Genomic DNA, 26013 nt, shown 5'->3' on the forward strand with positions numbered 1-26013 from the left:
GCAGGATTTTTGCCTAGACCAGTCCCAGCTCCGCCGAATGCACGCCGGTGAAGATGCGCTGAACACTGGCGGTCTCCAGCCCGAACATGCGCTGGAACAGTCCGCCGAACATCGCGCGGTAGTCGGTCAGAACCGGATAGTCGCGGTTTTGAAACAGATTGGCCTGATCGACCTTGACCTGTTCGCCGACAATGCGGCCGCCATTGATGCCGCCGCCCATCACCCAGTAGACGCTGCCATGGCCGTGGTCGGTGCCGTGGTCGCCATTCTCGCGGAAGGTGCGGCCGAATTCGGAAATCACCACGACAACGGTGTCGCGCCATCCCGCCGGTCCGACCTCTTCGGAAAATCCAGCCAGCGCGCGGCCGAGTTCGCCGAGGCGGTCGGCGAGATAGCCGGTCGCCGCGCCCTGGTTGACATGGGTATCCCAGCCGCCGACATCGACAAAGCCGAGGTTGAACTGCTCGCGCATCAACCGGCCGATCCGCCGCGCCGACAGCTCGAAGCCGCGCGGCGAAACCGCGCCGCGATTGGCGGCGTTCATCTCCTCCGAAATCGAGCGGTAGACGTCGTCGCGAATCCGGAAGCCTTCCGAAACCGAGGAAGCAAGATCGCTTTGCGCATACATATCCTTGATCAGCCGCGCCTGGCGATCGTCGACGCCGGGCTTGCCGACGCTGTTCAATCCGATATTGGCGATCTGCGACTTGCCGCGAAAGATCAGCGGCAGCTGATCGGTAAAGGAAATCGGCTTGACGCGCGTGAGTTCAGTGGCGAGCCGGCTCATGAAGCCGGAACGATAATCGCGCGAGCCGCCGGCCGCCTGACCGAGCTCGATCGTGTCCTGAGTCTCGAAGTGGCTCCGCGTCAAATCGTCCGACGTGCCGGCAAAGGGAACAAACGCAATTTCGCGCTTGGCCCACAACGGATAGATGCTGTCGCGCAAGGCCGGATGCAGCCCCCACTCCGCGCCGAGCGACAGCGCGGCATTGGGATTGCCGGCGTCGGGCTTGGCGATGCCGAGCGTCGGCCGCGAATTATGGTAGAAATCGCTTGCCACGGGAACCACGACATTGGCGGCATCGTAGGCGCCGCGCAGAAACACCACCAGCAATTTGGCATCGGTGGCGGGTGCGGCCCAGACACGGCCGGCCACCGTCAGCGGCACAGCGGCGGCAAAGGCCTTGATCAGATCGCGGCGATTCATGGGTTCAATCCCTCGTGCGTTTCTTCGGCGCTGATGTCAGCGCATGAACTCGGGCGACGACAAAAACAATGTATTCCAGTCCTGCGGTGAGATCGCCTGATCGAGCGCCGTCAATGTGGTCGGGCCCAAGGTCTGGCGCAATCCGTTGAAATAGAGCGAGTTCTGAATCAGGGGAAAGGCCGGCTGATCGACCGCGTTGGGCAGGTCCGGCTTGAACAACCCGGAGGACCCCGAGCCGATCTGGCGCGCGATCTCGAAACGCAGCGTCATTTGTCCCGGCCCGTTCCAGGATGCGGAAGCCATCGAATAGCCATCCGGCGTTTCGTGATTGAACAATCCTTCGCCCAATCGATTGAGCCAGCCCTGGATCGGCTGGGTATTGAGGATGACCTTGTCGTCATAGGCCAGACGAACCGCCGAGAACACGTATTGCACGGGGTCCTTGAACTTGGCGCCTGGCTTCAGGGAAGCCGTGAACTCCGGCGCATGAACCATCGCGGCAAGCACCGCCGATATATCGCCGTCGGTCGATTTGAAGGTTTGCGCCATCCGCTGCACCAGCGGTTCGGGCGGATTATCCGAAACGAAATAAGCCGCGATCTGCCGGCAAAGACGCGTGGCGGTCGCGGGATGGCGGGCGAGGATATCGATCGCCTCGTTCACTTCGGCGAGCCCGCTTCCCTTGATGGTGTGGCCGAGAAAAATCTTGTCGCCGTAATCATGCCGCGCCGGATTGAATTCGAAGGCGCCCTCGCGCACCAGCTGCGATTGCAGCTCCGGCTTGAGCTTGGGGTCTTCCGGCTTCAGATCGATGCCGACGCCGGTCAGAATACGGGCCAGCGCCTCGACATCCGCCTGGGTGTAACCGGAGCCGACGCCCATGGTGTGCAGTTCCATGATCTCGCGGGCATAGTTCTCGTTCAGATGTCCCGCCGCGTTATCGGAATTATCGAGGTAACGCAGCATCGCCGGATGATGCAGGGTGGCGACCAGCAGATCGCGGAACTTGCCGAGCGCCAGCGGCCGGATGGCGCGGTCCTGATAGTCGCCGATCAGGATGCGGATGTTGGCCTTGTATTGATGCACGTTGAAATGGTTGAACCAGAACCAGGCCATGCGTTCGCGCAGCTGGTCCGGCGCATAGAGCGCGCGCAGGATGGTGCGTGCCGCGGCCTGTTTGGCCCGATCGTTCATGGCCTGCTGATAGACCTGCTGCGCCGCCTTTTTCTGGTCGGGATCGGCGACCCCGTTGGCGCTCTTGGCCTGCTGCTCGAACGCGACAGCGATATCGAAAGGCAGCTTGTTCACATCAGGCATCGCCTCGATCTGCGTCCGAACCGCATCAGGCAATGCGGTATTGGGTGCCGGATGCAACTGCTCGGCAAGCCAGCGCTCGGTGCCGACCGCCTGGAAATGCGCCGCGCTCGAGGCGTTGATTCCAAAGGTCAGGCGATCGAGCAGAATCATGTCGCGCGGGTTCAGCTCGGCGGCGCTGGACGCCGCCACGCCGAGTATCCCGGTGGCGAGTATCCCGGTGGCGGCTGGCATGGCCAATGCGGCAAGGCTGAGCGCGGCGGCCAGCCGGCCGCGACAGGATTTCTTGGGGAGTTCTGGTGGGAGTTCTGGTTCCATCCGATTTTACCGGTGTTGCAATCCGTCAATCGCAGCCGCACGCACGCGATGTTTTCCCTGCCTGACAATATGGCCGGGAGCGCATGAATATGTTCTGAACAAAAAGCATAGAAATCATGGCGGGAAGGTTGGTTCCCACCATGATGTCAGGTGAAGCTAACGGGCAATAGTAACGGAAGTGAGGTCGCTATCCGCGCAGCAGCCGGTAGGCCCGCTCGTCGTACAGGCCGCCACTCATCGGCTGCAGTTCCTGCCGGAAGGCTCGCGCAGCCGGCGACGAGATCCAGTTGCTCTTGTCCGCGGGCGTGTCCCAGCTTTCGACAATCGTGAAATGATTCTTCCGGCTCGACTGGATCAGATCATCGAAACGGCGGTTGCCCGCGCTACCCCGCCCCTGCTCGACGAAGCTCTTCACCTTCGCGGTGCCGGGCTCGACCTGGGTCGGAATGATATCGACGTGGGTCATGATCACGACGGGATCGCCCGATGTCGGCATCATTGGGCCGACCGAGAACGCGGCGTGAATGCGCTCGTCGTAGGGCGCGCTTTGCAACGGCGCGAGCGTGGCCCGGAATTTCGCAGCGGCATCGGTCGCGGCGAAGGCCTGCTTGGCGCTTGAGGACTGCCATTGCTCGATCAGCCCGAAATGGCTGGGATCGGAAATGCGCTGCAGCGCCTCGATCTGGACGGCGCCGGGGGCTTGTTTCGCATCGGCCACGTAACCGAGAATGAGCTTGCGCGCCTCGGCCGCCGAACTCGGCGCAATTTCGATATAGCTGACGATATAGACAGGCTGCGCGGCGTCTTGCGCGAGCGCGGTGCCGCCATGGGCCAACAGACCGGCCATGATCATAACAGCCGCGACAAAGTATCGATGCATTGGGACTTCCTCCGGTATGGCGACGGATGGGACCTCATGGAGATCTCCGTTTTATTTTTTGCCCGCACAGTCCGTCACGCATGCGGGGTTTTTCACGTCGGGGCGGGGATCGCCGACGAACATGTTTCGGTTCGGCATTTTGATCGCACTCAAGGCCCCGGCGTCAAGGGTGGCGTCGGCCGGAATCAGCCCGTTGAGGTGGAGAATGTAGGCGGAGACCGCATAGACATCGTCATTGCCGAGGGATTGCGGCGCATTCTGCGGCATGGCCCGGCGGATGTAGTCGAACAAAGTCGGGGCGTAAGGCCAATAGCTGCCGACGGTCCGGACCGGCTTCGGCGTCGCAATCGTGCCCTGTCCGCCGACCAATTGATCGCCCACGCCGCCCTCGCCGTTGGCGCCATGGCACGCCGCGCACTGCTGATCGAACACCTCGCGGCCATGCGCGACACTGCCGCGGCCCGGCGGCAGATTGCCACCGTTGCGATCGACATCGATATTCCAGCCGGCGATCTCGGCTGGCGTCGCGGTTCGACCGATGCCGTAACCGCCATTTTCTTTTGGCTGTGTCTGGGCCTGCGCGTGCACCGGCAATCCCGACACCACGGCGATCAGCGCGGCGAAGGCAACCTCACGCATTGGCATTGGTCACTTGCCCCTGCGCGTCGATGCGCCACGGCTGAACGGCATTGTTGTGGTAGAAGGAATTCTCGCCGCGCGCCGCCAGCAGCTCCGCAAAGGTCGGTTGCACATAGTCCGTCTCGTCGATCGCGCGGCTTTGAATCACCGCCGGCTGACCGTCCCACCGCCATGGCAGCCGGAAGCGGGTCAAAGCCCGGGTCAGAACCGGCTCCTGCAGCCGCGCTTGCTGCCAGCTGTTGCCGTCATCGACCGAGACGTCGACGCGCTTGATCTTGCCATGCCCGCTCCACGCAAGCCCTGTGATCTCGTGGAAGCCCTGCTGCTTCAGTTTTTGACCGCCCGATGGCCGGGTGATGATGGATTTGGCTTCCATATAGAAGGTGAATTCCCGCGCGGTGCCGTCCGGCATCAGGTCGGTGTATTTCGAGGTTTCCTCCCGGGAGTAAACCGGCTCTGTCACGGCTTTCAGGCGACGCAGCCACTTCACGTTCATGTTGCCTTCGAAGCCGGGCAACAAGAGCCGCAGCGGATAGCCTTGCTGCGGGCGCAGCCGCTCGCCATTCTGGCTGTACACCAGCATCGCGTCGTCGAGACATTTTTCAATCGGAATACTGCGTGTCAGCGCCGCGGCATCGGCGCCCTCGGCCACGATCCATTTCGCCTCGGGACGCAATCCCGCTTCCTGCAACACCAGTTTCAGGCTGACCCCGGTCCACTCCGCGCAGCTTAGCAACCCCGCCACATCGGAGGCCGTCTTGCCGTAGGGTTTGGTGTAGGCCGGATTGCCCGAACATTCGATAAAGTGAATCCGCGATTCCTGGGGAAAGCGGCGGATGTCCTCCATCGTGAAGATCAGCGGCCGGTCCACCAAACCATGCAGCATCAACCGATGCTGCTCTGGATCGATGCTGGGAACCCCGCCGTGATGACGCTCATAAAACAGTCCGTTCGGCGTGATGATGCCATCGAGATCCCCAAGCGGCGAACGTCCTGACGCCGAAATATATTGTTTCAGATTTTTCGAGATATTCTTGACCACGCCGTTCTCGAAAGGCGAAGGCGTTCCGTAAGGCTGGCTCCCCATGGGATCGCCGGGGGCTTTCATCCATTCCGGGATATTGGGCGGCAGGTTGTCGGCGCCGGCCGCCGACGCCTCGCCTTTGAGCCCGCCCGCCAGCATCGCGCCACCGATCAAGGCAGCTCCGTCACGCAGGAAACCCCGGCGCGACGGCGCGGCATTATCCGAGGCCATATCCAAAGCAGGATTATCGTCGGGGTCGGTCGGTCCGGTCATCATGCGTTTCCGTGCGAAAGCCGCGCGCGTGAGATAACCCGCGAAATGACCTTTAGTCTAACCCTTCCGGATATTTCAACAGGCGGTATTTTCAGCTGGCAGCCCATCGCTTCGCGCGGGCTAGGATCCAGGCGACCTCTTCGGCGCAGCGGCGGAACCCGGTACTACAGCTCAAGACCGGCCCTAAACCATGGCATAGGGCACGAATGGAATGCGCTCGCGGCGGGAAGCGCGCGGCAGGAGTTCGCCGACGGCGGCCTTGAAATGCGCCGTTTCCTGATGCGCGCGCCATCCATCCTCGGCAATATATAGTTCGAAGATAAAAAACAGCCGCGGATTGGCCGGCGAGCGATAGGGAATGAAAAGCTTGACGCCCGGCTCCGCCAGGGTTGGGGCAACCAGCCCCGCGATCAGCGCCGCCACGGCATCCGCCTCGCCTTCTTTGGCTTCGATCGTGACCGCGACGACAAATCCCTCATTGATATCCGCTGGCGCATAGCTGGTTTTTTTCATGGCTGATTCTCCGCAATGCCTTCGATTGCGGGCGATAGCACGCCGGCGTCCCGGAATGGTTCGTCAACCATCGAAGTGTTGCCGTCTGGCGAGTATTTGTCAGGCGGTCTTGTCAGCGGTGACAAAATGCAGCGAGAACTGCGCGCCGCCCAGCACCCGGTTTTCGACCGCAATACTGGCGCCGTGCAGTTCGACGATGCGCTGCACGATCGAAAGCCCCAATCCAGTGCTGCCCTGCTGGTTGCGATCGCGGCGCCAGAAGCGCTGAAAGATCAGCTCCCGCTCTTCATTGGCAATTCCGGGACCGCGGTCCAGCACCTTGACGGTGCCGTTTTCCTCGACGACGAACTCGACGACCGTGTCCACAGGCGCGTGCTTGATGGCGTTTTCGGCGAGATTGCGGATCGCGCGTTTCATCATCTCGGCATTGCCCTTGACCCATACCGGCGTGCTGACGCCGAGCAGCGCGATTTCCCGGCCCTGCTCGAGCGCCAGGGGGGCGATGAACTCGGCGACCTCGGCGCAAGCACCCTGCGCATCCGCCAGTTCCGAGGGATCGATCGTGAACGCCTCGAGTTCCGCGATGTCGAGCAACTGGCCGACCACCCGGCTCATCGCCTCGATATCCAGATGCAGCGCCTTGGCGATGCGCGGATCGTCCAGGGTTTCCACGCGCGTGCGCAGAATGCTCAGCGGCGTGCGCAGCTCGTGGGCCGCGTCCGCGGTGAATTCGCGCTGCACCCGAAACCCCTGGTCGAGCCGGTCAAGCGCCTGGTTGATCGCCGAGACCAGCGGCCTGACCTCGCTTGGAATTTCGTTGAGCGGCAACCGGACATCGGTGCGCGCGGGCCCGATCTGCTGGGCAATTTCCGAAGCCTGCCGCAGCGGCAGCAACGCGCGGCGAAAGATCGCGATATCGGTCACCAGCAGCACCAGCAATATCGGCAGCGTGATCCAGCCGACATTCTTGTAGAAATCCTCGACGATGTCGTCGATCAGGACGTCGCGGTTGGCCATGTCTTCGGCGGCCTGAACCCACACCGTTGTGTCGCCGACGGCCCGTCGAATACTCGCGCCCGAGATGGCCGCGCCGCCGTTGCGGGTTTCGAGGAATTGAACCGCCGCCGCGCGCGGATCCGCCGGAAAGATCGGCGCCCGATCCTTCAGCGACGAGAACAGGGTTTTTCCGTGCTCATCGACCACCGCATAGGAATATCGCCCATAGGGCTGGGAATAGAGTCCCTGAAGGTCGGGTGGCAATGCCAGCGATAGACTGCCATCGGGCTGCGGGACCAGGTGATGGGCGACCGATGCCGCCTGCTCTTCCATCGCATCATTATGGAGGTTGGTGGTCGCGTGATTAAGCAGCCACGACAGCGCCAGCGACATCAGGATCGACGTGATCGCCACCGCGATCACGTGCAGGATCACGATGCGTGAGATGATCGATTTAAACCGGATCACGCTTTTCCTCGGCGATGAGATATCCGACGCCGCGGATGGTGTGGATCTGCACCTTGGCGCCCTTGTCGGAAAGCTGCTTGCGCAGCCGGTGGACATAGACCTCGACGGCATTCGAGGCGACGTCGCCGGAAAGCCCGAAGATATGGTCTTCGACCTGCTTCTTCGACACCACGCGTCCCTTGCTGCGCATCAAAAGTTCCAGCACCGCGGTTTCCCGGGACGACAGCACCTGCGGCTGATCGTCGATTGAGGCCTGGCGGTTGCGCAGATCGAATTCCAGGTTGGCGATATGCAGCGAGCTGCCGAGCTGCTGACCGGGCCGGCGCAGCTGGGCTTCCAGCCGCGCCACCAGTTCTTCCAGCGCGAACGGTTTGACCAGATAGTCATCGGCGCCGCTGCGCAGACCGTTGACGCGGTCCTGCAGTCCGCCGCGCGCGGTGAGAACCAGCACGGGCGTCGGATCCTTGCGATGTCTAAGCTCCCGCAGAATCGACAGGCCATCGCCGTCAGGCAATCCGAGATCGAGGATCACGGCGGCGTAAGACGTCGTCAGCAGGGCGTCCCGGGCTTCCGCGGCGGTAGCGAGAAGATCGGTCTCATAGCCAGCGATTCCCAGGCCCTTGGCGAGCAGTTGGGAAAGTTGCGCATTGTCTTCAACGACCAGCAATCGCATCGGCGGCCAACCACAGACTGTTCGGGGTTTTCCCGACTAGCTTTGAGGCCTTTTGCGGCGCCGGACAAGTTCTCAGAGGTTAATGCCGGCACCGCTGCAAGGCTGTTGCAAGGCTGTTGTAAGCCTGCTGTAAGCCCGAACATTGTTAATCCTTCCGGCGAGCGGAAGAAAGGCGCCGGCCACCCCACGGTTCACCCGGGCCACGACCCGGATCGAGGCGGCTACTTCAGCGAGCTGTTGATGGACGTGAACTTGGCGTTGAGCCTGGAACCCAGGCTATCGACGGCGCTGATGATCGCAAGCGCAATACCGGCGGCGATCAGGCCATATTCGATCGCGGTAGCGCCGGTTTCGTCCCGCCAGAATTTTTGGATTAGTCGCATTGAGTCCCCTCCCCATTTCTTTCCCCTCACCTTCTGGATCGAAACGCGGGATTCTCTCGCGACCCGCTGTCTTTAGCCGAGCCACATTGATCGATGTATAACGAACACGGTAAACGAACCCGATTTACGGACGCCATCAGCGCAGACCGATGCTGGTATCTGTGGCTTGGCAGTTGCTGAGCGGCTACTTGTCCAGATATTTCCGCAATATCTCGGTCAACCGCTCCGGATTGGTCTGCGGCGGCATGAAGCCGAGATACTCGCCGCCCCGGCCCATCAGATAGATGACGCCGGTGTGATCGATCGAATAGCCGCCACCCCGCGCGTCCGGCACCTTCGCGTAAAACGCCTTGTAGGAATTGGCGACCCTGCGAATTTCCTCCGGCGAGCCGGTCAGTCCGACCAGGCTGTGGTGAAAAGCCTCGACATATTCGCCGAGCACTTTCGTATCCCGCTCCGGATCGACCGTGATGAAAACCGGCTGCACGCCTTCGGCGGCCGGACCCAGCGCATCCAACGCCTGGGTGATCGCCATCAGATCGGCCGGGCACACGTCGGGGCAAAACGTGTAACCGAAATACACGATCATCAGTCTGCCGCGGAATTCGCTGTCGCTGCGTTGTTTGCCGGCCGGGTCGGTCAGCGTGAATGGTCCGCCGACGGTTCCGCGGCCGTACATCAGATCGTCCATCATCTGCGCGGCCTGTTCGGCCGACGGCTGCTCGTCTGCCGCCGCCGCGCCGTACAGGAAACCAAAGCCGAACAAGGACGCGACGATCGTCAACGTCCGCGCCCTTGAACCCGGCATGACTTCGCTCCGGGATCAGATGCCGAACGTGATGCGGGTGCCGGTGGTCGTGGTCAGCACCTTGCCCGGCAATTGCCGCTGCGCTTCCTGGGTGAAATTCAGCCCGCTGCAATGCATGGGGATCAGGACATCCGGATTGAGCTTGCCGATCTCGCTGACCACCTGCGTGAGGTAATCCGCCGGCGCCGGCCCGAGGTGAAAGCCGCCCATGATGGCGTGGACCTTGTCAACGCCCGAGACTTCCATCGCCTGCCGCACCGAATTGACGATGCCGACATGGCCGCAGGAGGAGATCACGATGAGCCCTTTGCCCTTCAGATGGAAGCAGGTCGCGTGCTCATGGATATGCTCGTCGGGCACGATCTTGCCCTCCATTTCGGCCGGCAAATAGTGGCTCGCGTTGCATCCGGCGCCGTCCTTGAGCTTGAACTCCACCATGGTATTGGGAAGCACCCTCTCGATGCTGCGACGGGTGATCTTGCCTGTCGTGAAGGCTTGGCCGCCGATCACGACCGGCTGCTCGCACAGCACCAGCTTGACGTTTTGCCTGGCGATATCGCGACGATCGAGCATGCCGAAATCGCTCAATTCGCCGGGGCCCCTGCTGTTGTAGCGCTGGCAGAAATTATCCTCGCCGCCGGCATACATCGTGATGTCGGCCGGCAGATCCTTGCGATGTTTTTCCAGAAATCCGAGCAGGCCGCCCCAATGGTCGAAATGGCCATGGCTCATGATCAGCGCATCGATCTTGGAGGGGTCGACCTTGAGCAATTCCATGTTGCCGTTGATGGTCTCGGGGGTCCAGCCATAATCCAGCAGGAAGGTGCGCTTGTCGTCGCCGCGCTGCGGCTCCAGCAGCAGCGACAGTCCCCATTCGCTGTGCAGCGGGCGCAATGAATTCGCGGAACGGCCGGGCTCGGTCCTGACGCCAGCCACTTCCTGCGGGCGAAAGTAAAGATCGCTGGCGCTGTCGACGAGAACGCGGACGCTGAGTCTGTCGATCACAGGCGCCTCGATCGGACCCGCCTTGGCCATCTCGACGCAGGCGAATCCACCGGCCGCAGCAGTGGCGGCAAAGCCGGCAGACATCTTCAAGGCGTCGCGTCGATTGAAGTTCGGCATGGTGTACTTTCTGGATTCGTCCGGGATCGTTGGGTTTTGTGCAATTTCCAGGTTCCGGAAATACAGGTCCGATTGATCGCCGTGTCAACCAAAATGCCCGTGGCAAGACAGGTTGAAGCGACCGACAAGCCTGCGCCAGCAATGGCAGGATGTTCGACGCCTCGTTGAGGATCAACCGGTCAACGTCCCGTGCTTTGACGATCGTTATCGGGAAACGATAAGGATGACGTATCTTGTTTCGCCTCGAAGGAGACAGCCGATGACTTCCCCGCCCGAACGGCTGCGCCAGCTTGTTGCCGGTCAATCCTGCTTTCGGGAGACGCGCTTCACGCGTCGTGAACTGCTAAAGGGAGCCGGCAGCGCGGGCCTCGCAGCTGTCGCGAGCCGCCCCAGCCACGGGCAGACTGCCGCACCGTCCGCCGATCACACCATCCGGATCGCCCCGATCTCGCTGGAAATCGGGCCGAACGAAATCATCAAAACCACGGGCTACAACGACAGGGTTCCCGGACCGCTGCTGCGCTTGAGGGAAGGCGCGCCGGTGACGATCAAGGTGGTCAATGATTCCGGCTATCCCAACCTGGTTCACTGGCACGGACTGTTCATCCCGTCCGATCAGGATGGCGCGATCGAGGAAGGCTCGCCGATCATCGCGCCCGGGGAATCGCTGCTTTATAGTTTTATCCCAAAACCAGCGGGCACACGCTGGTACCACAGCCACGCGATGGCGATGACCGACCTCTCGCGCAGCACCTATTCCGGCGAGTTCGGCTTCCTGATTGTCGATCCCGCGGCGGGCGATCCCGGCCGATATGACCGCGAGATCATGCTGGCCGCCCGTCGTTGGGACGGTGCCTGGGTCAGCATGCAGGACATGCGCAAGGGACCGCCAGCGGATAACGGTCTGGAGATCATGTACGGTGCGGCGACGCTCGGTGACCGGATGCTGGGACATGGCGAGCCGATTCGTGTGCGCCAGGGAGAGCGGGTGCTTTTTCGATTGCTGAACGCCAGCGCCAGCATGGCTGCATCACTCGCACTGTCGGGACACCGGTTCACCGTGATCGCACTGGACGGCAATCCCGTGCCCGCGCCGGCGGCGGTCGACATTTTGAAACTCGATGCTGCTGAGCGCGCCGACGTCATTGTCGAGATGAATAATCCCGGGATCTGGATCTTCGGATCGACCGACAATAACGACCGCGACATGGGCATGGGCGTCGTCATCGAATATGCGGATCAAAGCGGCGAGCCGGTCTGGTCCCCTCCCGCCAGGACTCCATGGGATTACACGTTGTTTGGGCGCAGCGCCCCGACTGCCTCACCCGACGAGACCATCAATCTGAAATTCGAGAAGATCGCGGGCGGCCGTGGCAACTACAACCGCTGGACCATCAACGGCAAGGTCTGGCCGGATACGACTCCGTTGTTCACCGTGCAGCGCGGCAAGCGCTATCGCCTTGTCATGAACAACAACAGCGGCGACGAGCATCCCGTCCACCTGCACCGGCACAGTTTCGAGGTGACCAAAATCGGCGACAAAACCACCTCAGGGCTGATGAAGGATACCATCAGCATGCCGCGCTTCTCCACCGCGGAGATCGACCTTGTCGCCGACAATCCCGGCGACACTCTGTTCCATTGCCATCATCAGGACCATATGGACGAGGGTTTTATGGGACTGATCACCTATGCGAAGGCTTGAGGCGCGCCCGATCCGGGGCGTCTGCCATGTGGTCGCTTTCGGGGGTTAAGCGGACGTCCGGCCGACCCATCCGGACCTCGCCGTGATGATCAAACGCGACGCGAACTCTGCGCCTGAAAGAGCACATGGCGGAGATCATCTTCATGAAGATCCTCGCCGGTCGGCAATGCGCGACGATGGCGGCCCACGATTCAAATCACCGTCGTCGGCGCGGGCGATGCGGGTAACAGCTCAGTCCTAAAACGCCAAGTCTTGCTCACCGGTCGCTATTTGCTCCAGCTCAGTGTTGCCATTGTGTCACATGCGGGGAAAATTCCTCTGCGCCCACAGGTTGCATCTTGAGCCGCGCGCGAGTTCCACCCAACATGGGCGCTAAGCTACCGGGTGCGCTAACGGCAAGGGGGATGCCATGCGTGCTACGCAGTCACTTGTGTTCGCTGGTCTTGCGTCAACGTTGCTCGGATGTTCGGCGGTTCCGGTTCAGGACGATGTCACGCGCAAATCAACATTCGACATCGTTCAACAAATCCGTTGCGAAGCCAGGAAGGCGGTCGAACACGTTCGTGGCAATCTCCCGAACGCAGCCATAGCGTACGAATTTACTTTCGACATTACCGAAGGCAATAACGTCATGGCCGGTGCAACCGGGATGGTTCCGTGGGTGTCGCCCGCCATGTTCTCACTTGCAGGGTCTACAGGGATAAATGGCACGCGGGAGACAAACCGCAATTTCAGGACTGTCGACACCTTTACCGACCTCATGAACATTCCTTGGCACGAATGCAGCGGGGATGCGCCTGCAAGAAATTTGATCTACCCCATTTCGGGAGATATCGGGATGGAAGAAGTCGTCAGGACATTCATCAAGCTCTCTCGAATTGACGACTCCGCTGCTCCCCTCACACCGGGAGCGCCGGGGACTGGTGGAACGGCACCAACATCGACGGCAGCAGGCACAGATTTGTTTACAATGGCCGATACATTGATGTTCACGACAACGCTGACGGCGGGCCTCACCCCGACGCTCACTCTCAGTCCGATCTCGCAACAGTTCCGGCTAACGAGCGCCAACGCCAGCCTGCAGGCGGGGAGGACGGATATGCATACCGTGGTCGTCGCCTTGGCGGTGACGCCGCAACCGAAAACCGCGTCCCACGGGTTAAGAAAAGTAGCCAAACCCGCCCTCGGCTCGTCCATCCCTTTCTCGGTCGTTGGTTCGACGAGTGCCAGCTCGATTTTGACCACAACGGCGATGCAGGCAGGCACGATCGATCCGAGGGATCGGGCATTGGTTGAACTCGATCGCCAGCGCATTTTTGCCTTGCAGGCAAGAACTCCAAATCTGCTTGTGGGGCCCTAGAGGCACCAGTCCGTTTGTAAATTGTCGGCGGAGCGCGCAGGGGCGGATCGCACTTTTCGGACCTGCCGCGATGTCCGATTTGAGTCCGCAATGCGTGACAAAGCAGATATCCGTCAACGCTAGGGATTGATGAGTTCACACCCTGGCTTTCCGGTTTTACCTGGATACTCGATCACGATACCCACGCCTTTGGCGCGATGGTTCCAAAACTGATGCGATCGGCGGAATTGCAGATATGGTATTCGTGGCCGAGGCGCTGACGAATTGACGCCGCGCCGGGTTGGCGACCGCGGGAGACGCCGGAGGCCTTGGTGGTGGTGAGTGATTCTGTTTCGCCTGACGCACCAGCTGCGCCCGTCAGCCCCAAGTGAAAAACAAGGTCCTGAAGCGATGTGGTCAGCACGCCATGCGACGAACTGGCTATGAACTGTCGGCTCACTGCATCCAACGCGGTAGCGGCAGGTGCTTCTGGCGCAGGAAAGCCGGGTTGAAGAGCTTGGACTGGTAGCGCTGGCCACCATCGGCGAGGATGGTCACGATGGTCTTACCGCGGCCAAGGTCGCGCGCAAGCCGCATAGCACCTACGATGTTGATTGCGCTTGAACCACCCAACACCAGCCCCTCCTGTTCGATTAGGTCGAACAAAACCGGTAGAGCCTCCTCATCAGTGATCTGGTAAGCCATGTCGATAGGCGTGCCTTCAAGGTTATTCGTCACCCGTACTTGCCCGATGCCCTCTGTGATCGAGTCGCCCTCTGTCGTCAGTTCGCCCCTGGTAAACCAGTTGTAGAGAGCAGCCCCCATTGGATCGCTGAGTGCGATCTTCACGCCGGGATTGCGTTCCTTGAGAGCGCGCGCAATTCCACCCAAAGTCCCGCCACTGCCGACGGCGCATGTGAAACCGTCAACCTTTCCGTCTGTCTGTTCCCAAATTTCGGGACCGGTCGTGCGATAGTGGCCATCACGGTTGGCGACGTTGTCGAACTGATTTGCCCAGAATGCGCCGAGCTCTTCAGCGAGACGACCGGAATAGCGAGCATAATGGCCGGGATTGGAATAGGGCACGGCCGGTATCAGACGCAGATCTGCGCCGCATAGCCGCAGCATGTCCTTCTTCTCCTGACTTTGAGTGTCAGGCATGACGATCACGGAACGATAACCGCGTGCATTGGCAACGAGCGCAATGCCGATACCGACGTTACCGGCCGTGCCTTCCACGATAACGCCGCCCGGCTTGAGTTGGCCGCGTTGCTCGGCATCGTTAATGATGGCTAGGGCCGCACGATCCTTGATCGATCCGCCCGGATTAAGAAATTCTGCCTTACCATAGATGTCGCAACCCGTGATGTCCGACGCTGCGCGCAGCCTGATCAATGGCGTATTGCCAATCGATTCTATAAAGCCAGATCGAACATTCACAGATAGTCCCCCTCTGGCTTTTAATTTCTGCGTGGCATTATAGCCTCGCCAAACATTGATTTGATGCTATTTTCACCTAATTCTCGGCAACTTCCTTGTCGTTCTGCACGCAAATGGGAAAAGCGTTTTTACTTGGCTTTCGTTAGCAAGAAGTGTGACAAACGTCCTCTGATGCAGAGAGTAGACTCGGTGGTGAGTGAATCTGTTTCGTCCAGCACACCCGCTACGCCTTCGGAACGAATCTCACATTCGGCGGAAGTCCCTGCGCGGGGGACGGTCGGCGAGGTCTTCACGGCGTTCCTGAAACTGGGCCTGACGTCGTTCGGTGGTCCGATCGCCCATCTCGGCTATTACCGGGATGAACTGGTGGTGCGGCGCCAATGGATCGACGAGAGCAGCTATGCCGATCTGGTCGCGCTCTGCCAGTTCCTGCCCGGACCGGCGTCGAGCCAGGTCGGCTTTTCCCTCGGTGTGTTGCGCGGCAACGGCCTGTTGGGCGGCCTTGCCGCGTGGTTCGGCTTCACCATGCCCTCCGCCCTGATCATGTTCGCCTTTGCGATGGGGGCTGCCGCATTCACCGGACCGGTCGCGTTGGGTTTCCTGCACGGCCTCAAGCTGGTCGCGGTTGCGGTCGTCGCCCAGGCCATCTGGGGCATGTCGCGAACCCTCACCCCCGACCGTACCCGCGCAGGGATCGCGCTGGCCGCGGTTGCGATCGTCGTACTGTTCGCGGGATCGCTCAGCCAGATCGCCGCGATCGCGCTCGGGGCCTGCGCCGGCCTTTGGCTCTGCCGCGCAGATGCCGCGCCGGTTTCCGGCCATCTGAATTTTCCGGTCACACGACAAGCCGGTGTGATCGCGCTGGTGCTGTTTGCGGCGCTGCTGTTGATATCACCGCTCGCGGTTGCCGCGAGCCACGTTCAGGGGCTCGCGCTGTTCGACGCCTTCTACCGCGCGGGCGCGCTGGTGTTCGGCGGCGGCCATGTGGTGCTGCCGCTGCTGCAGGCGCAAGTCGTGACCCCGGGATGGATCAGCAACGAGGCATTTTTGGCGGGCTATGGACTGGCCCAGGCGGTGCCGGGACCGCTGTTCACGTTTGCCGCCTATCTCGGCGCCGTGACGGGCCCTGCGCCGAACGGCGTTGCGGGGGCAACCATCGCGCTTGTCGCGTTGCTGCTTCCGGGCATGCTGCTGGTCTATGGCATGTTGCCGTTCTGGGATGCGATGCGTACACGCCCGGCAGCCCAGGCCGCGATGCGCGGCACCAACGCCGCCGTGGTCGGCATTCTCGCCGCGGCGCTGTACAATCCGGTCTGGACCAGCGCGGTCCTGACGCCGCGCGATTTCGCGCTGGCGCTGGCAGGCTTCCTGCTGCTCACGGTCTGGAAGCTGTCGCCATGGATCGTGGTGCTGCTGCTGGCCGGCGCCGGCATCCTGTCGCAACTGGTGTGAATATCATGGCCGCGTAGAGACAATCACGGGACCCCCGGATAGGCTGACGTTGAGGCTGAGTCAGCCTACAAACGCTTGATAGGGATGTGGCGATGAACTGGAACGACATGCTGCGCAGCAGCGAATCCGGATGGACCATCCTGGTGCGGCTTCTGGTGGGACTCGTGGTCTTTGTGCCGGAGGGCATCCAGAAACTGATGTTCGCAGATGCCCTGGGCGCAGGACGGTTTGCAAAGATCGGCATTCCCTATCCCGATGTGCTGGGCCCTTTCGTCGGCTGCGTCGAAACCGTTTGCGGCGCGCTGATCATCCTCGGGCTGTTGACGCGGCTGGCGGCGATACCGCTCATTATCATCATGATCGTGGCGCTGGTCTCGACCAAACTCCCGATCCTGCTCGGACATGATGTGGGGATGTTTCACCTGGCGGCGGACATCAAACGCACCGGTTTCTGGAGCACGATGCATGAATCGCGCGCCGACCTCACGATGCTGTTGGGCTGCGTCTATCTTCTGATCGTCGGCGCCGGCCGCTGGTCAGTGGATGCCGCTCTGGCGCGGTAGCCCTGATCCCTGCGAAGCGGTTTCCTGCGAGCTGGAATAGGGACCATAAAAAGCCCCTCGCACGCAATGAATCGTGGAGGGGCAATTTGTTCGTGCCGCAGAATATTTCGGCCTGCCGATCTATAGAGATAAACGGCTAATTTTGGGTTTGCCCCGTGCGTGCCAGAACGCTCCAAAAATGCCGGGGCCGTTTGCTTGACGCTCAGGCGGCTCCCGAAGCGATTGAATGATCTTCAGGGCCGATTTATCGTCACGTCTGAAACTCGCGTGAGCCTGGATAGAGACCCGATGCGCCGGCGCAGATCCATGATAGTCAAGACGCTCTCCAGGATTGTCCCAAGGGGCTTCCCAAGGATCTGCCCATGAGCGCGAACGCGGGACCCTGGCTCTCGGCCCACGGCAAGCTCTGGTATGATGACCGCTGGTACCGGCTGGCCTGGATCGTATGGCCTCAAGCGCTCGGCCTGTTGTTGGTGACGCTGTGGCTGTACCCGCCCTCCGCGCAGGGCTTTATCCCCTGGGCGAAGCCGGTCACCGAAGCGCCGAAAAATCAGCCGGCAACGCCGGCCAAAGAGCCCGCCGTTCCGCCGGTGGTCCAACCGCCGCTCGATGCGATGGCGTCCTGCAAGTCCGGCCAATACGCCGATATCATTACGAACTGCACCACGCTGCTGGCGTCCGGAACCCTCAAGGGCAACAATATCACTGACGCGTATTGGTATCGCGGATGGGCCTATTATTCGACCAAGCAGTATCAGCTCGCCATGAACGACTACGATCGGGCGATCGCGCTCGCGCCCGGCAACCCGGACTATTACAATAGCCGGGGGATTCTTTGGGTCGATCTTGGTAACAACGAACGTGCCCTGCAGGATACCGACCAGGCTATCCTGCTCAAGCCCGGCTTTGCCAACGCCCACATGGTTCGCGGGGTTGCCCTCAACCACATGAAGCGGTCCAATGAAGCGCTGGTCGCCTATTCCAGGTCGATCGAGCTCGACCCGACGCAATGGCTGGCTTTCGAGAACCGCGCCTCCTGGTATGAAGACCATTCCAACTGGCGCGCGATGTATGACGACGCGGTCAAACTGATCGAACTCGCGCCGAATTATCAGATGGGCTATGAGTTTCGGGCACACGCCTATTTCGAATCGGGCCAGTATCAGGCCGCGGTCGTCGATTACAGCAAGGCGATGTCGCTCGACCCCAATGCGATCTACAATTATCGCATGCGGGGCCGCTCATACTACTTCCTGAACCAGTTCGATGATGCGATGAGAGACTACGAAGCCGCGCTTCGAATTGATGCCAAGGACAGCGCCACGATCGACTTCATCAACGAGCTGAAGCGCCGGCAACGCCGGTGAGCCGCGCCAGCCTCGTTCACGAAAAAAGCTTCACGAAAAGCATAAAGGGTTTTCCATGATATCTGTCGATCACGCCGCCCGGCGCCTGTTGCTGGCGCTGTCCCTGGCGATGTCCGCCACCTTTGCGCTCGGTGCGGCACCCCATCAGGCCCGCGCGGAGGCCGGCTATCCGACGCGGCCGGTTCGGATCGTGGTGCCATTTGCCGTCGGCGGCGTCGCCGACACCACGATACGCACGATTGCGGAAAAACTGGGCGACAAGCTCGGGCAGCGCTTTTACGTCGACAATCTGCCCGGCGCCGGCGGCATCGCGGCCGCCCGCGCCGTGATCTCATCGGCGCCCGACGGCTATACCTTGGCGATCCTGGTCAACGGCACCGCCGTCAGCGTTTCCTTGTTCGAAAAACTGCCGTTCGATCCGGTGAAGGATTTTGCGCCTATTTCGAGCCTGGGCTTCTTTGATCTGGTGTTCTGTACCAATGCCAGTTCGCCGTACAAGACGATTGGCGACTTCATCGCCGCGGCGAAAGCCAAACCCGGCGCGCTCAATGTCGGGACCATCAATATCGGCAGCACCCAGAACCTGTCGGCTGAATTGTTCAAGACCGCGGCCGGTATCGACTTCACGGTCGTCCCCTTTCGCGGAACACCCGAAGTCGAGGTGTCGCTGCTGCAAGGCAACATCGCGCTGATGATCGACATGTACGCGACCGTCAAAGGCAATCTCGCCGACGGCAAATTCCGGGCGCTGGCCTCGTCGGGCGCGGCGCGCTGGGAAAGCACGCCCGATGTCGCGACCTTGCAGGAAAGCGGCGTCGGCAATTACGATGTCGTCTCCTGGAATGCGCTGTTCGCGCCCGCCCGCACCCCGCCGGAAATCATCAAGACGCTCAACAGCGCGCTGCAGGAGATCCTCGCGGACCCCGACCTCAAAAAGCGCCTGATCGATCTTGGCATCGAGGCCAGAGCGAGCACGCCGCAGGAACTCTCGGACCGGCTCAAATCCGATATCGACAAGTGGGCGAAAGTGATCGAGAAAGCCGGAATACCGAAACAATAGCCGCGCCTGCGCCAAGCCCCCGATCCCAATTCGAAAGATCATCTCAGATGACACCGTCCCAAACGACCGCGACCTCGACCAATCCCAGGCAGTGGAATGTCGGCCTTGTCGGCTACGGCGAGGTCGGCCGCATCCTCGCCGAGGACCTGCGCAAGCAGGACGTGCGCGTGACCGCCTATGACCTCAAGCTGCGCAGCGACCAGACCGGCGGCGCCTTGCGCGATCACGCCGGCGCGCATGGCGTCGAGCTGGTGGTGTCCCACGCCGATCTCGCCGCGCAGGCCGATTTCATCGTTTCCGCCGTCACCGCCAGCCAGGCCGTGCCGGTCGCGAAGGCCTGCGCGCCGGCGGTGAAATCCGGCGCCTGGTTCCTCGATTTCAATTCGGCATCGCCCGGCGCCAAGCAGCGTGCCGCGGCGCTGATCGACGGCCAAGGCGGGCGTTACGTCGAAGGCGCGGTCATGACGTCGATCCCGCCGTATCGTATCAAGGTGCCGCTACTGCTGGGCGGCGCCGGCGCCAAGGAGCTTGCGCCGCTGCTGGTGGAACTGGGCTTTGCCGCCAAGGTGGCGAGCGAGAAGCTCGGCGTCGCCTCGGCGGTCAAGATGTGCCGCAGCGTGATGATCAAGGGCCTTGAGGCGATGGTGATCGAAAGTTTCACCACCGCGCGCGCCTACGGCGTCGAGGACGCGGTGCTGGCGTCGCTGCAGGAAACCTTTCCCGGCATCGACTGGGAAAAACAGGGCGCCTATTTCTTCCAGCGCGTGATCGAGCACGGAAGGCGCCGCAGCGAAGAAGTCCGCGAAGTCGCGGAAACCGTCCGCGAGATCGGTCTCACCCCGTGGTCCGCGCAGGGCACCGCCGAGCGCCAGGCATGGGTCGCCGACCTCGCCGACGAAGGCTTGTTCGGACCAAAAGGCACGCCCGACTTTGCCCGCAGCCCGGACTGGCGTACCGAAGCCGATCGCATCCTGGCCAGCACCGCGGCAAAGAACAACACGCCAAAGAAAAGCAACTGAATGACCGCGACGATGCAGTTTGAAAAAACCCCGGGCTGGCTCGACTGGTACGCCGGCCCCTCAAAACCCCGCTTCAAGGTGCCGGCCGGCGCCGTCGACGCGCATTGTCATGTATTCGGCCCCGGCGCCGAATTCCCCTATGCGGCCGGGCGCAAATACACGCCCTGCGATGCGTCAAAGCAGCAGCTGTTTGCCTTGCGCGATCATCTCGGTTTCGCGCGCAACATCATCGTGCAGGCCACCTGCCACGGCGCCGACAACCGCGCGCTGACCGATGCCCTGGCGCATTCCGGCGGCAGAGCGCGCGGCGTCGCGACCGTCAAGCGCGACATCAGCGATGCCGAGCTGAACGCGCTGCATGAGGTCGGGGTGCGCGGCGTGCGCTTCAACTTCGTCAAGCGGCTGGTCGATTTCACGCCGCGAGACGAATTGATGGAGATCGCCGGCCGCGTCGCGAAACTCGGCTGGCATGTGGTGATCTATTTCGAGGCGGTCGACCTGCCCGAGCTGTGGGATTTCTTCACGGCGTTGCCGACCGTGGTCGTGGTCGATCACATGGGCCGGCCGGATGTCAGCAAATCGGTCGATGGCCCCGAGTTCGAACTGTTCATGAAGTTCATGACGCAGCACAGCAACATATGGTCCAAGGTCAGTTGCCCGGAACGGCTGTCGGTTTCGGGACCGCCGGCGTTGCACGGCGAGCAGAACCCCTACCCCGACGTGATCCCGTTCGCCCGGCGCATCGTCGAGACCTTTCCGGATCGCGTGCTCTGGGGCACCGACTGGCCGCATCCCAATCTGAAAGACCACATGCCCGACGACGGCCTGCTGGTCGACTTCATCCCGCATATCGCGGTTTCAGCCGAACTGCAGCACAGACTATTGGTCGACAATCCGATGCGGCTTTACTGGCAAGAAACCTGAAGAGAGCAAATTTGAAACGAACAAACCTGACGCGGCATACGCCTTGTTTCAGTGCGTCGCTTCAGTGCATCGTCTCACAGCATTCATCCCGGCCGACGAACGAGACCGCCGCATAGAGCTGATGGATCTCGGCTTCCAGATGCTCGTTCACCAGCAACAGCGCCTCAAGCGCGCCGCGCATATTGCCGTCGCACGCCGCGACGATCTTTTCGATAGCCATTTCAGTCCGTTTGGAGGCCATGTGCAATCCCCTGCATAAACGCCCATTCGTAAATACCCCATCGTAGTATCCTGCAGGGATTGGGGCGGAATTCGGCGACCAAAAAGATCATTTGGAGGCGCCGTGGAATATCCACCGGATTTTATCGCGCTTTCGCGCCAGGCCGACACCGGTCCACGCCGGGAAAGCTAGTCAAAACAAAAACTTAGAGCATCGGTTCTGGTTCAACGCGAATCGATCAGGCGTCAGGCGGCGCGAGCCTTTACGCGGCGACGGCCAGCCCGCGCGGACTGAGCACGTACTCTTTCAAAACCGTGTTCTTGGCGTCGACTTCAACCAGCGATACGTCGTAGGTCCAGAGATCGGCGAGGTGTTGAAGTACCCGCCTGGTGTCGGTTTCGTTCAGCTGGGCGCCCTTCACCACCACATGGCGCAGCATCAGGCGACGATCGCCCGCCAGATCGACGTCGACCACTTCGATATTGGGATCGATGTATCCGACATCATATTGCCGTGCCAGTTCACGGCGAATCCGGCGATAGCCGCGGGCATCATGGATGGCGTCGACCAGAATGCCCTCGGTCTGCTGCGGGTCGTCATGCAGATGGAACATGCGCAGGCTTCGCATCAGCCGCGGGCTCAGGAACTGGCTGATGAAACTTTCATCGCGGTAATTGGCCCAGATATCGCGCAGCACACCCATCACGTCGCCCTTGCCGGCAATCTCGGGAAACCACTCGCGGTCCTCGTCATCAGGGTTGGAGACGATGCGCTCGATGTCCTGCATCATCGCAAAGCCGAGCGCGTAGGGATTGAAGCCCGAGAAACGCTGATCGTCGAACTCGGGCTGGAACACCACATTGGTGTGCGACTGCAGGAATTCGAGAAAATTGCCGTCCGACAGCCGGCCCTGCTCGTGCAGCCGGGTCATGATGCGGTAATGCACGTAGGTCGCGGTGCCCTCGTTCATGACCTTGGTCTGGCTCTGCGGATAGAAATACTGCGCGATGTGCCGCACGATCCGGAGTAGTTCGCGCTGCCAGGATTGCAGGCGCGGCGCGGTCTTTTCGAGGAAATACAGGATATTTTCCTGCGGCAGCCCGAGCAGCTTGCGGCGCCGTTCCGAGTTGAGCAATTCCGCGCTCTTGATCGGCCCGGTCGGAACCGTGCGCCACAGATCGTTGAACGCACTCTCCTCATGGGCGCGGCGCTCGCCGGCGCGCTTTTCCTCGGCACGAAGATCGAGATTCTTCTTGCCGGGATAGCGATCGATGCCGTGCGACATCAGAGCATGCGCCGCATCGAGCGTCTGCTCGACCGCGAGACGGCCGTGACGCTCCTCGCATTGCGCCACGTAGCTCTTGGCGAAATCGAGATAATCCAGAATGCCCTCGGCGTCGGTCCATTGCCGGAACAGATAATTGTTCTTGAAGAAATGGTTGTGGCCGAACGCGGCATGCGCGATCACCAGCGTCTGCATGGTCGCGGTGTTTTCCTCCATCAGATAGGAAATGCACGGCGACGAGTTGATCACGATCTCATAGGCGAGGCCCCGCAGGCCCTTGCGATAGAACGCCTCGTGATGCGCGAAATGCTTGCCGAACGACCAATGCTTGTAGAACAGCGGCATGCCGGCCGAGGAATACGCGTCCAGCATCTGCTCGGCGGTGATGATCTCGATCTGGTTGGGATAGACATCGAGCCCGAGTTCGGTTCGCGCGATCTCCTCGCAGGCATCATGGATACGCTGCAGCTTCGGGAAATCCCAGTCCGCTCCCTCAAAAAGGTATTCGGCTGTCGCGGTCATGGCGCGGCTTTCTCCTTCTGGCGACGCTGGAACAGGTCGTGAAACACCGGAAAGATTTCGCTGCGGTCGGTGACCTTGCGCATCGACAGCGGCGCGCCATCGGCGCGCAGCCGCTGATACAGCGTCCACAGCGAGGAATCCGGCATTTCGAACGTGCTGCCATTGGACTCGCCGACTTCGAGATAGGCAAAGAACTGGCTGACCGGAAGAATCATCTCGGTCAAAAGCCGGCCGGTGACGGCGCCGTCCGAAATCGAATTGTCGCCGTCCGAGGCCTGGGCGGCATAGATGTTCCAGTCGGCGGGACGGAACCGCGACCTGACGATCTCGTGCATCGCCTGCAACGCGCTCGAAACCATGGTGCCGCCCGATGCCGGCCCGTGAAAGAAAGTCTCTTCGTCGACCTCTTCGGCGCGGTCGGTATGGCGAATGAAGACGATCTCGACATGCCGGTAGCGCCGGGTCAGAAACACGTACAGCAGCATGTAGAAGCGCTTGGCCAGATCCTTCATGTGTTCAGACATCGAGCCGGAAACGTCCATCAGGCAGAACATCACGGCCTGCGCCACCGGTTTCGGCACGGTCTCGAAGCGGCGGAACCGGATGTCGATCGGATCGATGAACGGAATCCGGCGCATCTTGGCTTTGAGGGCCTCGATCTCGGCCATCAATTCGGCGCGGCGCGCCTCGTCGGCCTCGGCAAGTTCTGCCTCGAGCTCGGCAATCGTCTCCGGCCGCGGCCGCCGCAACGCCACCCGCCGCGCCATCGCCAGCCGCACCGTGCGGCTGACCGAAATATTCGCCGGCGATCCTGAGGTCGCATAGCCGGCGCGGTGAAGCCCCTCACTTTCGGCCTCGGCGAGCTTGCGCTTGGCAAGGTCGGGCAATTCGAGATCATCGAGGAACAGGTCGACGAATTCGTCACGGCTCAGAACGAAGCGGAACGCATCCTCGCCGTCGCCTTCGCCCGGATCGGACGCTCTTCCGCGGCCCTCGCCCCCCGAACGCGGCAACCGGTCGCCTTCGATGAACTTCTTGTTGCCGGGAAGCACCATGTCGCGGGTGCCGCCTTCGCGGTGAAAGCGCGGTTCATTCATTCCATCGAGCGGAATGCTGACCTCACCGCCCTCCAGGACATCCTTGATGTCGCGGTCCTGGGAGGACTTCTTCACCGCGCCCTGAACCAGTGCCTTGGCACGGCGCAGGAAACGCTGGCGGTTTTCCAGGCTCTTGCTGCCTGGGTTCAGACGCCGATCGACGATGTGCATGGCCACCCTAGCATCTGCCTCAGCCGGCTTGTTTTACGCGCATGTACCATTCGACGAGCCGGCGAACCTGGCGCTCGGTATAACCGCGCCCCACCATCCGCTCGACAAATTCGCCGTGCTTCTTCTCGGTATCGCCGTCCTTCTTCGAACCGAACGAGATCACCGGAAGCAGGTCTTCGACCTGCGAGAATATCCGTTTCTCGATCACTTCGCGGATTTTTTCGTAGGAGGTCCAGGACGGATTCTTGCCGCCGTTCTGGGCCCGCGAGCGCAGCGAGAACTTGACGACCTCGTTGCGGAAGTCCTTGGGGTTGGCGATCCCCGCGGGCTTCTCGATCTTGGTCAGTTCCTGATTGAGCAGCTCGCGATTGAGCAGTTGATTGGTGTCGGGGTCCTTGAAGTCCTGATCCTCGATCCAGGCATCGGCGTAATCCACATAACGGTCGAACAGATTCTGACCGTAGTCCGAGTAGGATTCGAGATAGGCCTTCTGGATTTCGTGCCCGATGAATTCCGCGTAGCGCGGCACCAGTTCGGCCTTGATGAATTCGAGGTAGCGCTTCTCGACTTCCTCGGGCAACTGCTCGCGGCGGATCGACTGCTCCAGCGCATACATCAGATGCACCGGATCGGCGCCAAGTTCCGAGGTGTCGTGATTGTAGGTCGCGGCCAGAACCTTGAACGCGAACCGCGTCGAGACGCCGTCCATGCCTTCGTCGACGCCGGCGGCATCCTTGTATTCCTGCACGCTGCGCGCCTTGGGGTCGGACTCTTTCAGGCTTTCGCCGTCATAGACCCGCATTTTCGCAAAGGTGGTCGAGTTCTCGTGCTTGCGCAGACGCGACATGACGGAGAACCGCGCCAGCGTTTCCAGCGTGGCCGGCGCACAGGGTGCTGCGGCGAGTTCCGATCCCGAGATCAGCTTCTCGTAGATCTTCTGCTCTTCGGTGACCCGCAGGCAGTAGGGCACCTTGATGACGCAGATACGGTCGATGAAGGCTTCGTTGTTCTTGTTGGACTTGAAGCTCTGCCATTCGGATTCGTTGGAATGCGCCAGGATGACCCCGGTGAAGGGGATCGCACCGATATTCTCGGTGCCGATGTAATTGCCTTCCTGGGTCGCGGTCAAAAGCGGATGCAGCATCTTGATCGGCGCCTTGAACATCTCGACGAATTCGAGGATGCCCTGGTTGGCGCGGTTGAGGCCGCCCGAATAGCTGTAGGCGTCGGG

At 61.3% G+C, this 26013-nt stretch carries 24 protein-coding genes; 8 read left to right on the top strand and 16 right to left on the bottom strand.

The window, feature by feature from the left end; all coding sequences use genetic code 11:
* Positions 1-13 precede the first annotated feature (13 nt).
* The 11 genes from ABR948_RS04410 to ABR948_RS04460 form a co-directional block, all read right to left on the bottom strand.
* Positions 14-1207 (bottom strand): DUF1501 domain-containing protein, encoded by a 1194-nt coding sequence (locus ABR948_RS04410; protein ID WP_428114224.1) that lies wholly within the window; start codon positions 1205-1207, stop codon positions 14-16.
* 36 nt (positions 1208-1243) lie between these two features.
* The gene (locus ABR948_RS04415; protein ID WP_428114245.1) at positions 1244-2755 is read right to left on the bottom strand and encodes a DUF1800 domain-containing protein; all 1512 of its coding nucleotides are present in this window, start codon (positions 2753-2755) and stop codon (positions 1244-1246) included.
* A 271-nt stretch (positions 2756-3026) separates the two neighbouring features.
* Complete coding sequence (locus ABR948_RS04420) at positions 3027-3719, bottom strand: putative quinol monooxygenase (RefSeq protein ID WP_428114225.1); 693 nt, start codon at positions 3717-3719, stop codon at positions 3027-3029.
* A gap of 51 nt (positions 3720-3770) precedes the next feature.
* Positions 3771-4358 carry a c-type cytochrome gene (locus ABR948_RS04425; RefSeq protein WP_428114226.1) on the bottom strand — a complete coding sequence of 196 codons (588 nt, stop codon included), beginning with the start codon at positions 4356-4358 and terminating at the stop codon, positions 3771-3773.
* Positions 4351-5655 (bottom strand): sulfite dehydrogenase, encoded by a 1305-nt coding sequence (gene soxC, locus ABR948_RS04430; RefSeq protein ID WP_428114227.1) that lies wholly within the window; start codon positions 5653-5655, stop codon positions 4351-4353. Before soxC ends, ABR948_RS04425 begins: the two co-directional genes overlap by 8 nt.
* A 183-nt stretch (positions 5656-5838) precedes the next feature.
* On the bottom strand, positions 5839-6168 hold the full coding sequence (locus tag ABR948_RS04435) for a putative quinol monooxygenase (RefSeq protein WP_428114228.1): 330 nt from the start codon (positions 6166-6168) through the stop codon (positions 5839-5841).
* A 99-nt stretch (positions 6169-6267) separates the two neighbouring features.
* Positions 6268-7632 carry an ATP-binding protein gene (locus ABR948_RS04440; protein ID WP_428114229.1) on the bottom strand — a complete coding sequence of 455 codons (1365 nt, stop codon included), beginning with the start codon at positions 7630-7632 and terminating at the stop codon, positions 6268-6270.
* The gene (locus ABR948_RS04445) at positions 7619-8305 is read right to left on the bottom strand and encodes a response regulator (protein WP_428114230.1); all 687 of its coding nucleotides are present in this window, start codon (positions 8303-8305) and stop codon (positions 7619-7621) included. The genes ABR948_RS04440 and ABR948_RS04445 overlap by 14 nt, the downstream gene beginning before the upstream one ends.
* Before the next feature lie 221 nt (positions 8306-8526).
* Positions 8527-8688: a Flp family type IVb pilin gene (locus ABR948_RS04450; protein ID WP_428114231.1), complete on the bottom strand. Its 162-nt coding sequence runs from the start codon at positions 8686-8688 to the stop codon at positions 8527-8529.
* 184 nt (positions 8689-8872) lie between these two features.
* Positions 8873-9496, bottom strand: coding sequence for an SCO family protein (locus ABR948_RS04455; RefSeq protein ID WP_428114232.1), 624 nt, complete (start codon positions 9494-9496; stop codon positions 8873-8875).
* 15 nt (positions 9497-9511) lie between these two features.
* Complete coding sequence (locus ABR948_RS04460) at positions 9512-10618, bottom strand: MBL fold metallo-hydrolase (protein ID WP_428114233.1); 1107 nt, start codon at positions 10616-10618, stop codon at positions 9512-9514.
* Positions 10619-10877: 259 nt separating this feature from the next.
* Here ABR948_RS04460 and ABR948_RS04465 point away from each other — a divergent pair, with 259 nt between their 5' ends.
* Positions 10878-12323, top strand: a complete 1446-nt coding sequence (locus tag ABR948_RS04465; RefSeq protein WP_428114234.1) for a multicopper oxidase family protein — start codon at positions 10878-10880, stop codon at positions 12321-12323.
* Positions 12324-12732: 409 nt separating this feature from the next.
* Positions 12733-13683, top strand: a complete 951-nt coding sequence (locus ABR948_RS04470; RefSeq protein WP_428114235.1) for a hypothetical protein — start codon at positions 12733-12735, stop codon at positions 13681-13683.
* A gap of 435 nt (positions 13684-14118) precedes the next feature.
* Here the strand turns inward: ABR948_RS04470 and ABR948_RS04475 are convergent, their stop codons facing one another.
* Positions 14119-15057, bottom strand: a complete 939-nt coding sequence (locus ABR948_RS04475) for a cysteine synthase A (protein ID WP_428114236.1) — start codon at positions 15055-15057, stop codon at positions 14119-14121.
* A gap of 216 nt (positions 15058-15273) precedes the next feature.
* Here ABR948_RS04475 and chrA point away from each other — a divergent pair, with 216 nt between their 5' ends.
* The 6 genes from chrA (at position 15274) to ABR948_RS04505 (ending at position 21487) form a co-directional block, all read left to right on the top strand.
* Positions 15274-16554, top strand: coding sequence for a chromate efflux transporter (gene chrA, locus ABR948_RS04480; protein ID WP_428114237.1), 1281 nt, complete (start codon positions 15274-15276; stop codon positions 16552-16554).
* 92 nt (positions 16555-16646) lie between these two features.
* The gene (locus ABR948_RS04485) at positions 16647-17117 is read left to right on the top strand and encodes a DoxX family protein (RefSeq protein WP_428114238.1); all 471 of its coding nucleotides are present in this window, start codon (positions 16647-16649) and stop codon (positions 17115-17117) included.
* 362 nt (positions 17118-17479) lie between these two features.
* A complete protein-coding gene (locus ABR948_RS04490) occupies positions 17480-18484 on the top strand; it encodes a tetratricopeptide repeat protein (protein ID WP_428114239.1) in 1005 nt (334 codons plus the stop codon).
* A gap of 55 nt (positions 18485-18539) precedes the next feature.
* Complete coding sequence (locus tag ABR948_RS04495) at positions 18540-19544, top strand: tripartite tricarboxylate transporter substrate binding protein (RefSeq protein ID WP_428114240.1); 1005 nt, start codon at positions 18540-18542, stop codon at positions 19542-19544.
* 47 nt (positions 19545-19591) lie between these two features.
* Positions 19592-20563 (top strand): DUF1932 domain-containing protein, encoded by a 972-nt coding sequence (locus tag ABR948_RS04500; RefSeq protein WP_428114241.1) that lies wholly within the window; start codon positions 19592-19594, stop codon positions 20561-20563.
* Between the two features lie 12 nt (positions 20564-20575).
* Entirely contained in the window at positions 20576-21487 is a 912-nt protein-coding gene (locus ABR948_RS04505; RefSeq protein ID WP_428114246.1) for an amidohydrolase family protein, read from the top strand.
* Positions 21488-21548: 61 nt separating this feature from the next.
* Here ABR948_RS04505 and ABR948_RS04510 read toward each other — a convergent pair whose 3' ends face one another.
* From ABR948_RS04510 to ABR948_RS04525, 4 genes are all read right to left on the bottom strand, one after another.
* Positions 21549-21728, bottom strand: a complete 180-nt coding sequence (locus ABR948_RS04510) for a hypothetical protein (protein WP_428114242.1) — start codon at positions 21726-21728, stop codon at positions 21549-21551.
* A 241-nt stretch (positions 21729-21969) separates the two neighbouring features.
* A complete protein-coding gene (locus tag ABR948_RS04515; protein WP_428114243.1) occupies positions 21970-23514 on the bottom strand; it encodes a SpoVR family protein in 1545 nt (514 codons plus the stop codon).
* Positions 23511-24782 carry a YeaH/YhbH family protein gene (locus tag ABR948_RS04520; RefSeq protein ID WP_428114247.1) on the bottom strand — a complete coding sequence of 424 codons (1272 nt, stop codon included), beginning with the start codon at positions 24780-24782 and terminating at the stop codon, positions 23511-23513. Before ABR948_RS04520 ends, ABR948_RS04515 begins: the two co-directional genes overlap by 4 nt.
* A 19-nt stretch (positions 24783-24801) precedes the next feature.
* On the bottom strand, positions 24802-26013 hold a 1212-nt coding region (locus ABR948_RS04525), incomplete at its 5' end, for a PrkA family serine protein kinase (RefSeq protein WP_428114244.1).

Origin of the sequence: Bradyrhizobium sp. (assembly GCF_050014615.1) — a bacterium.
Classification (GTDB): Bacteria; Pseudomonadota; Alphaproteobacteria; order Rhizobiales; family Xanthobacteraceae; genus Bradyrhizobium.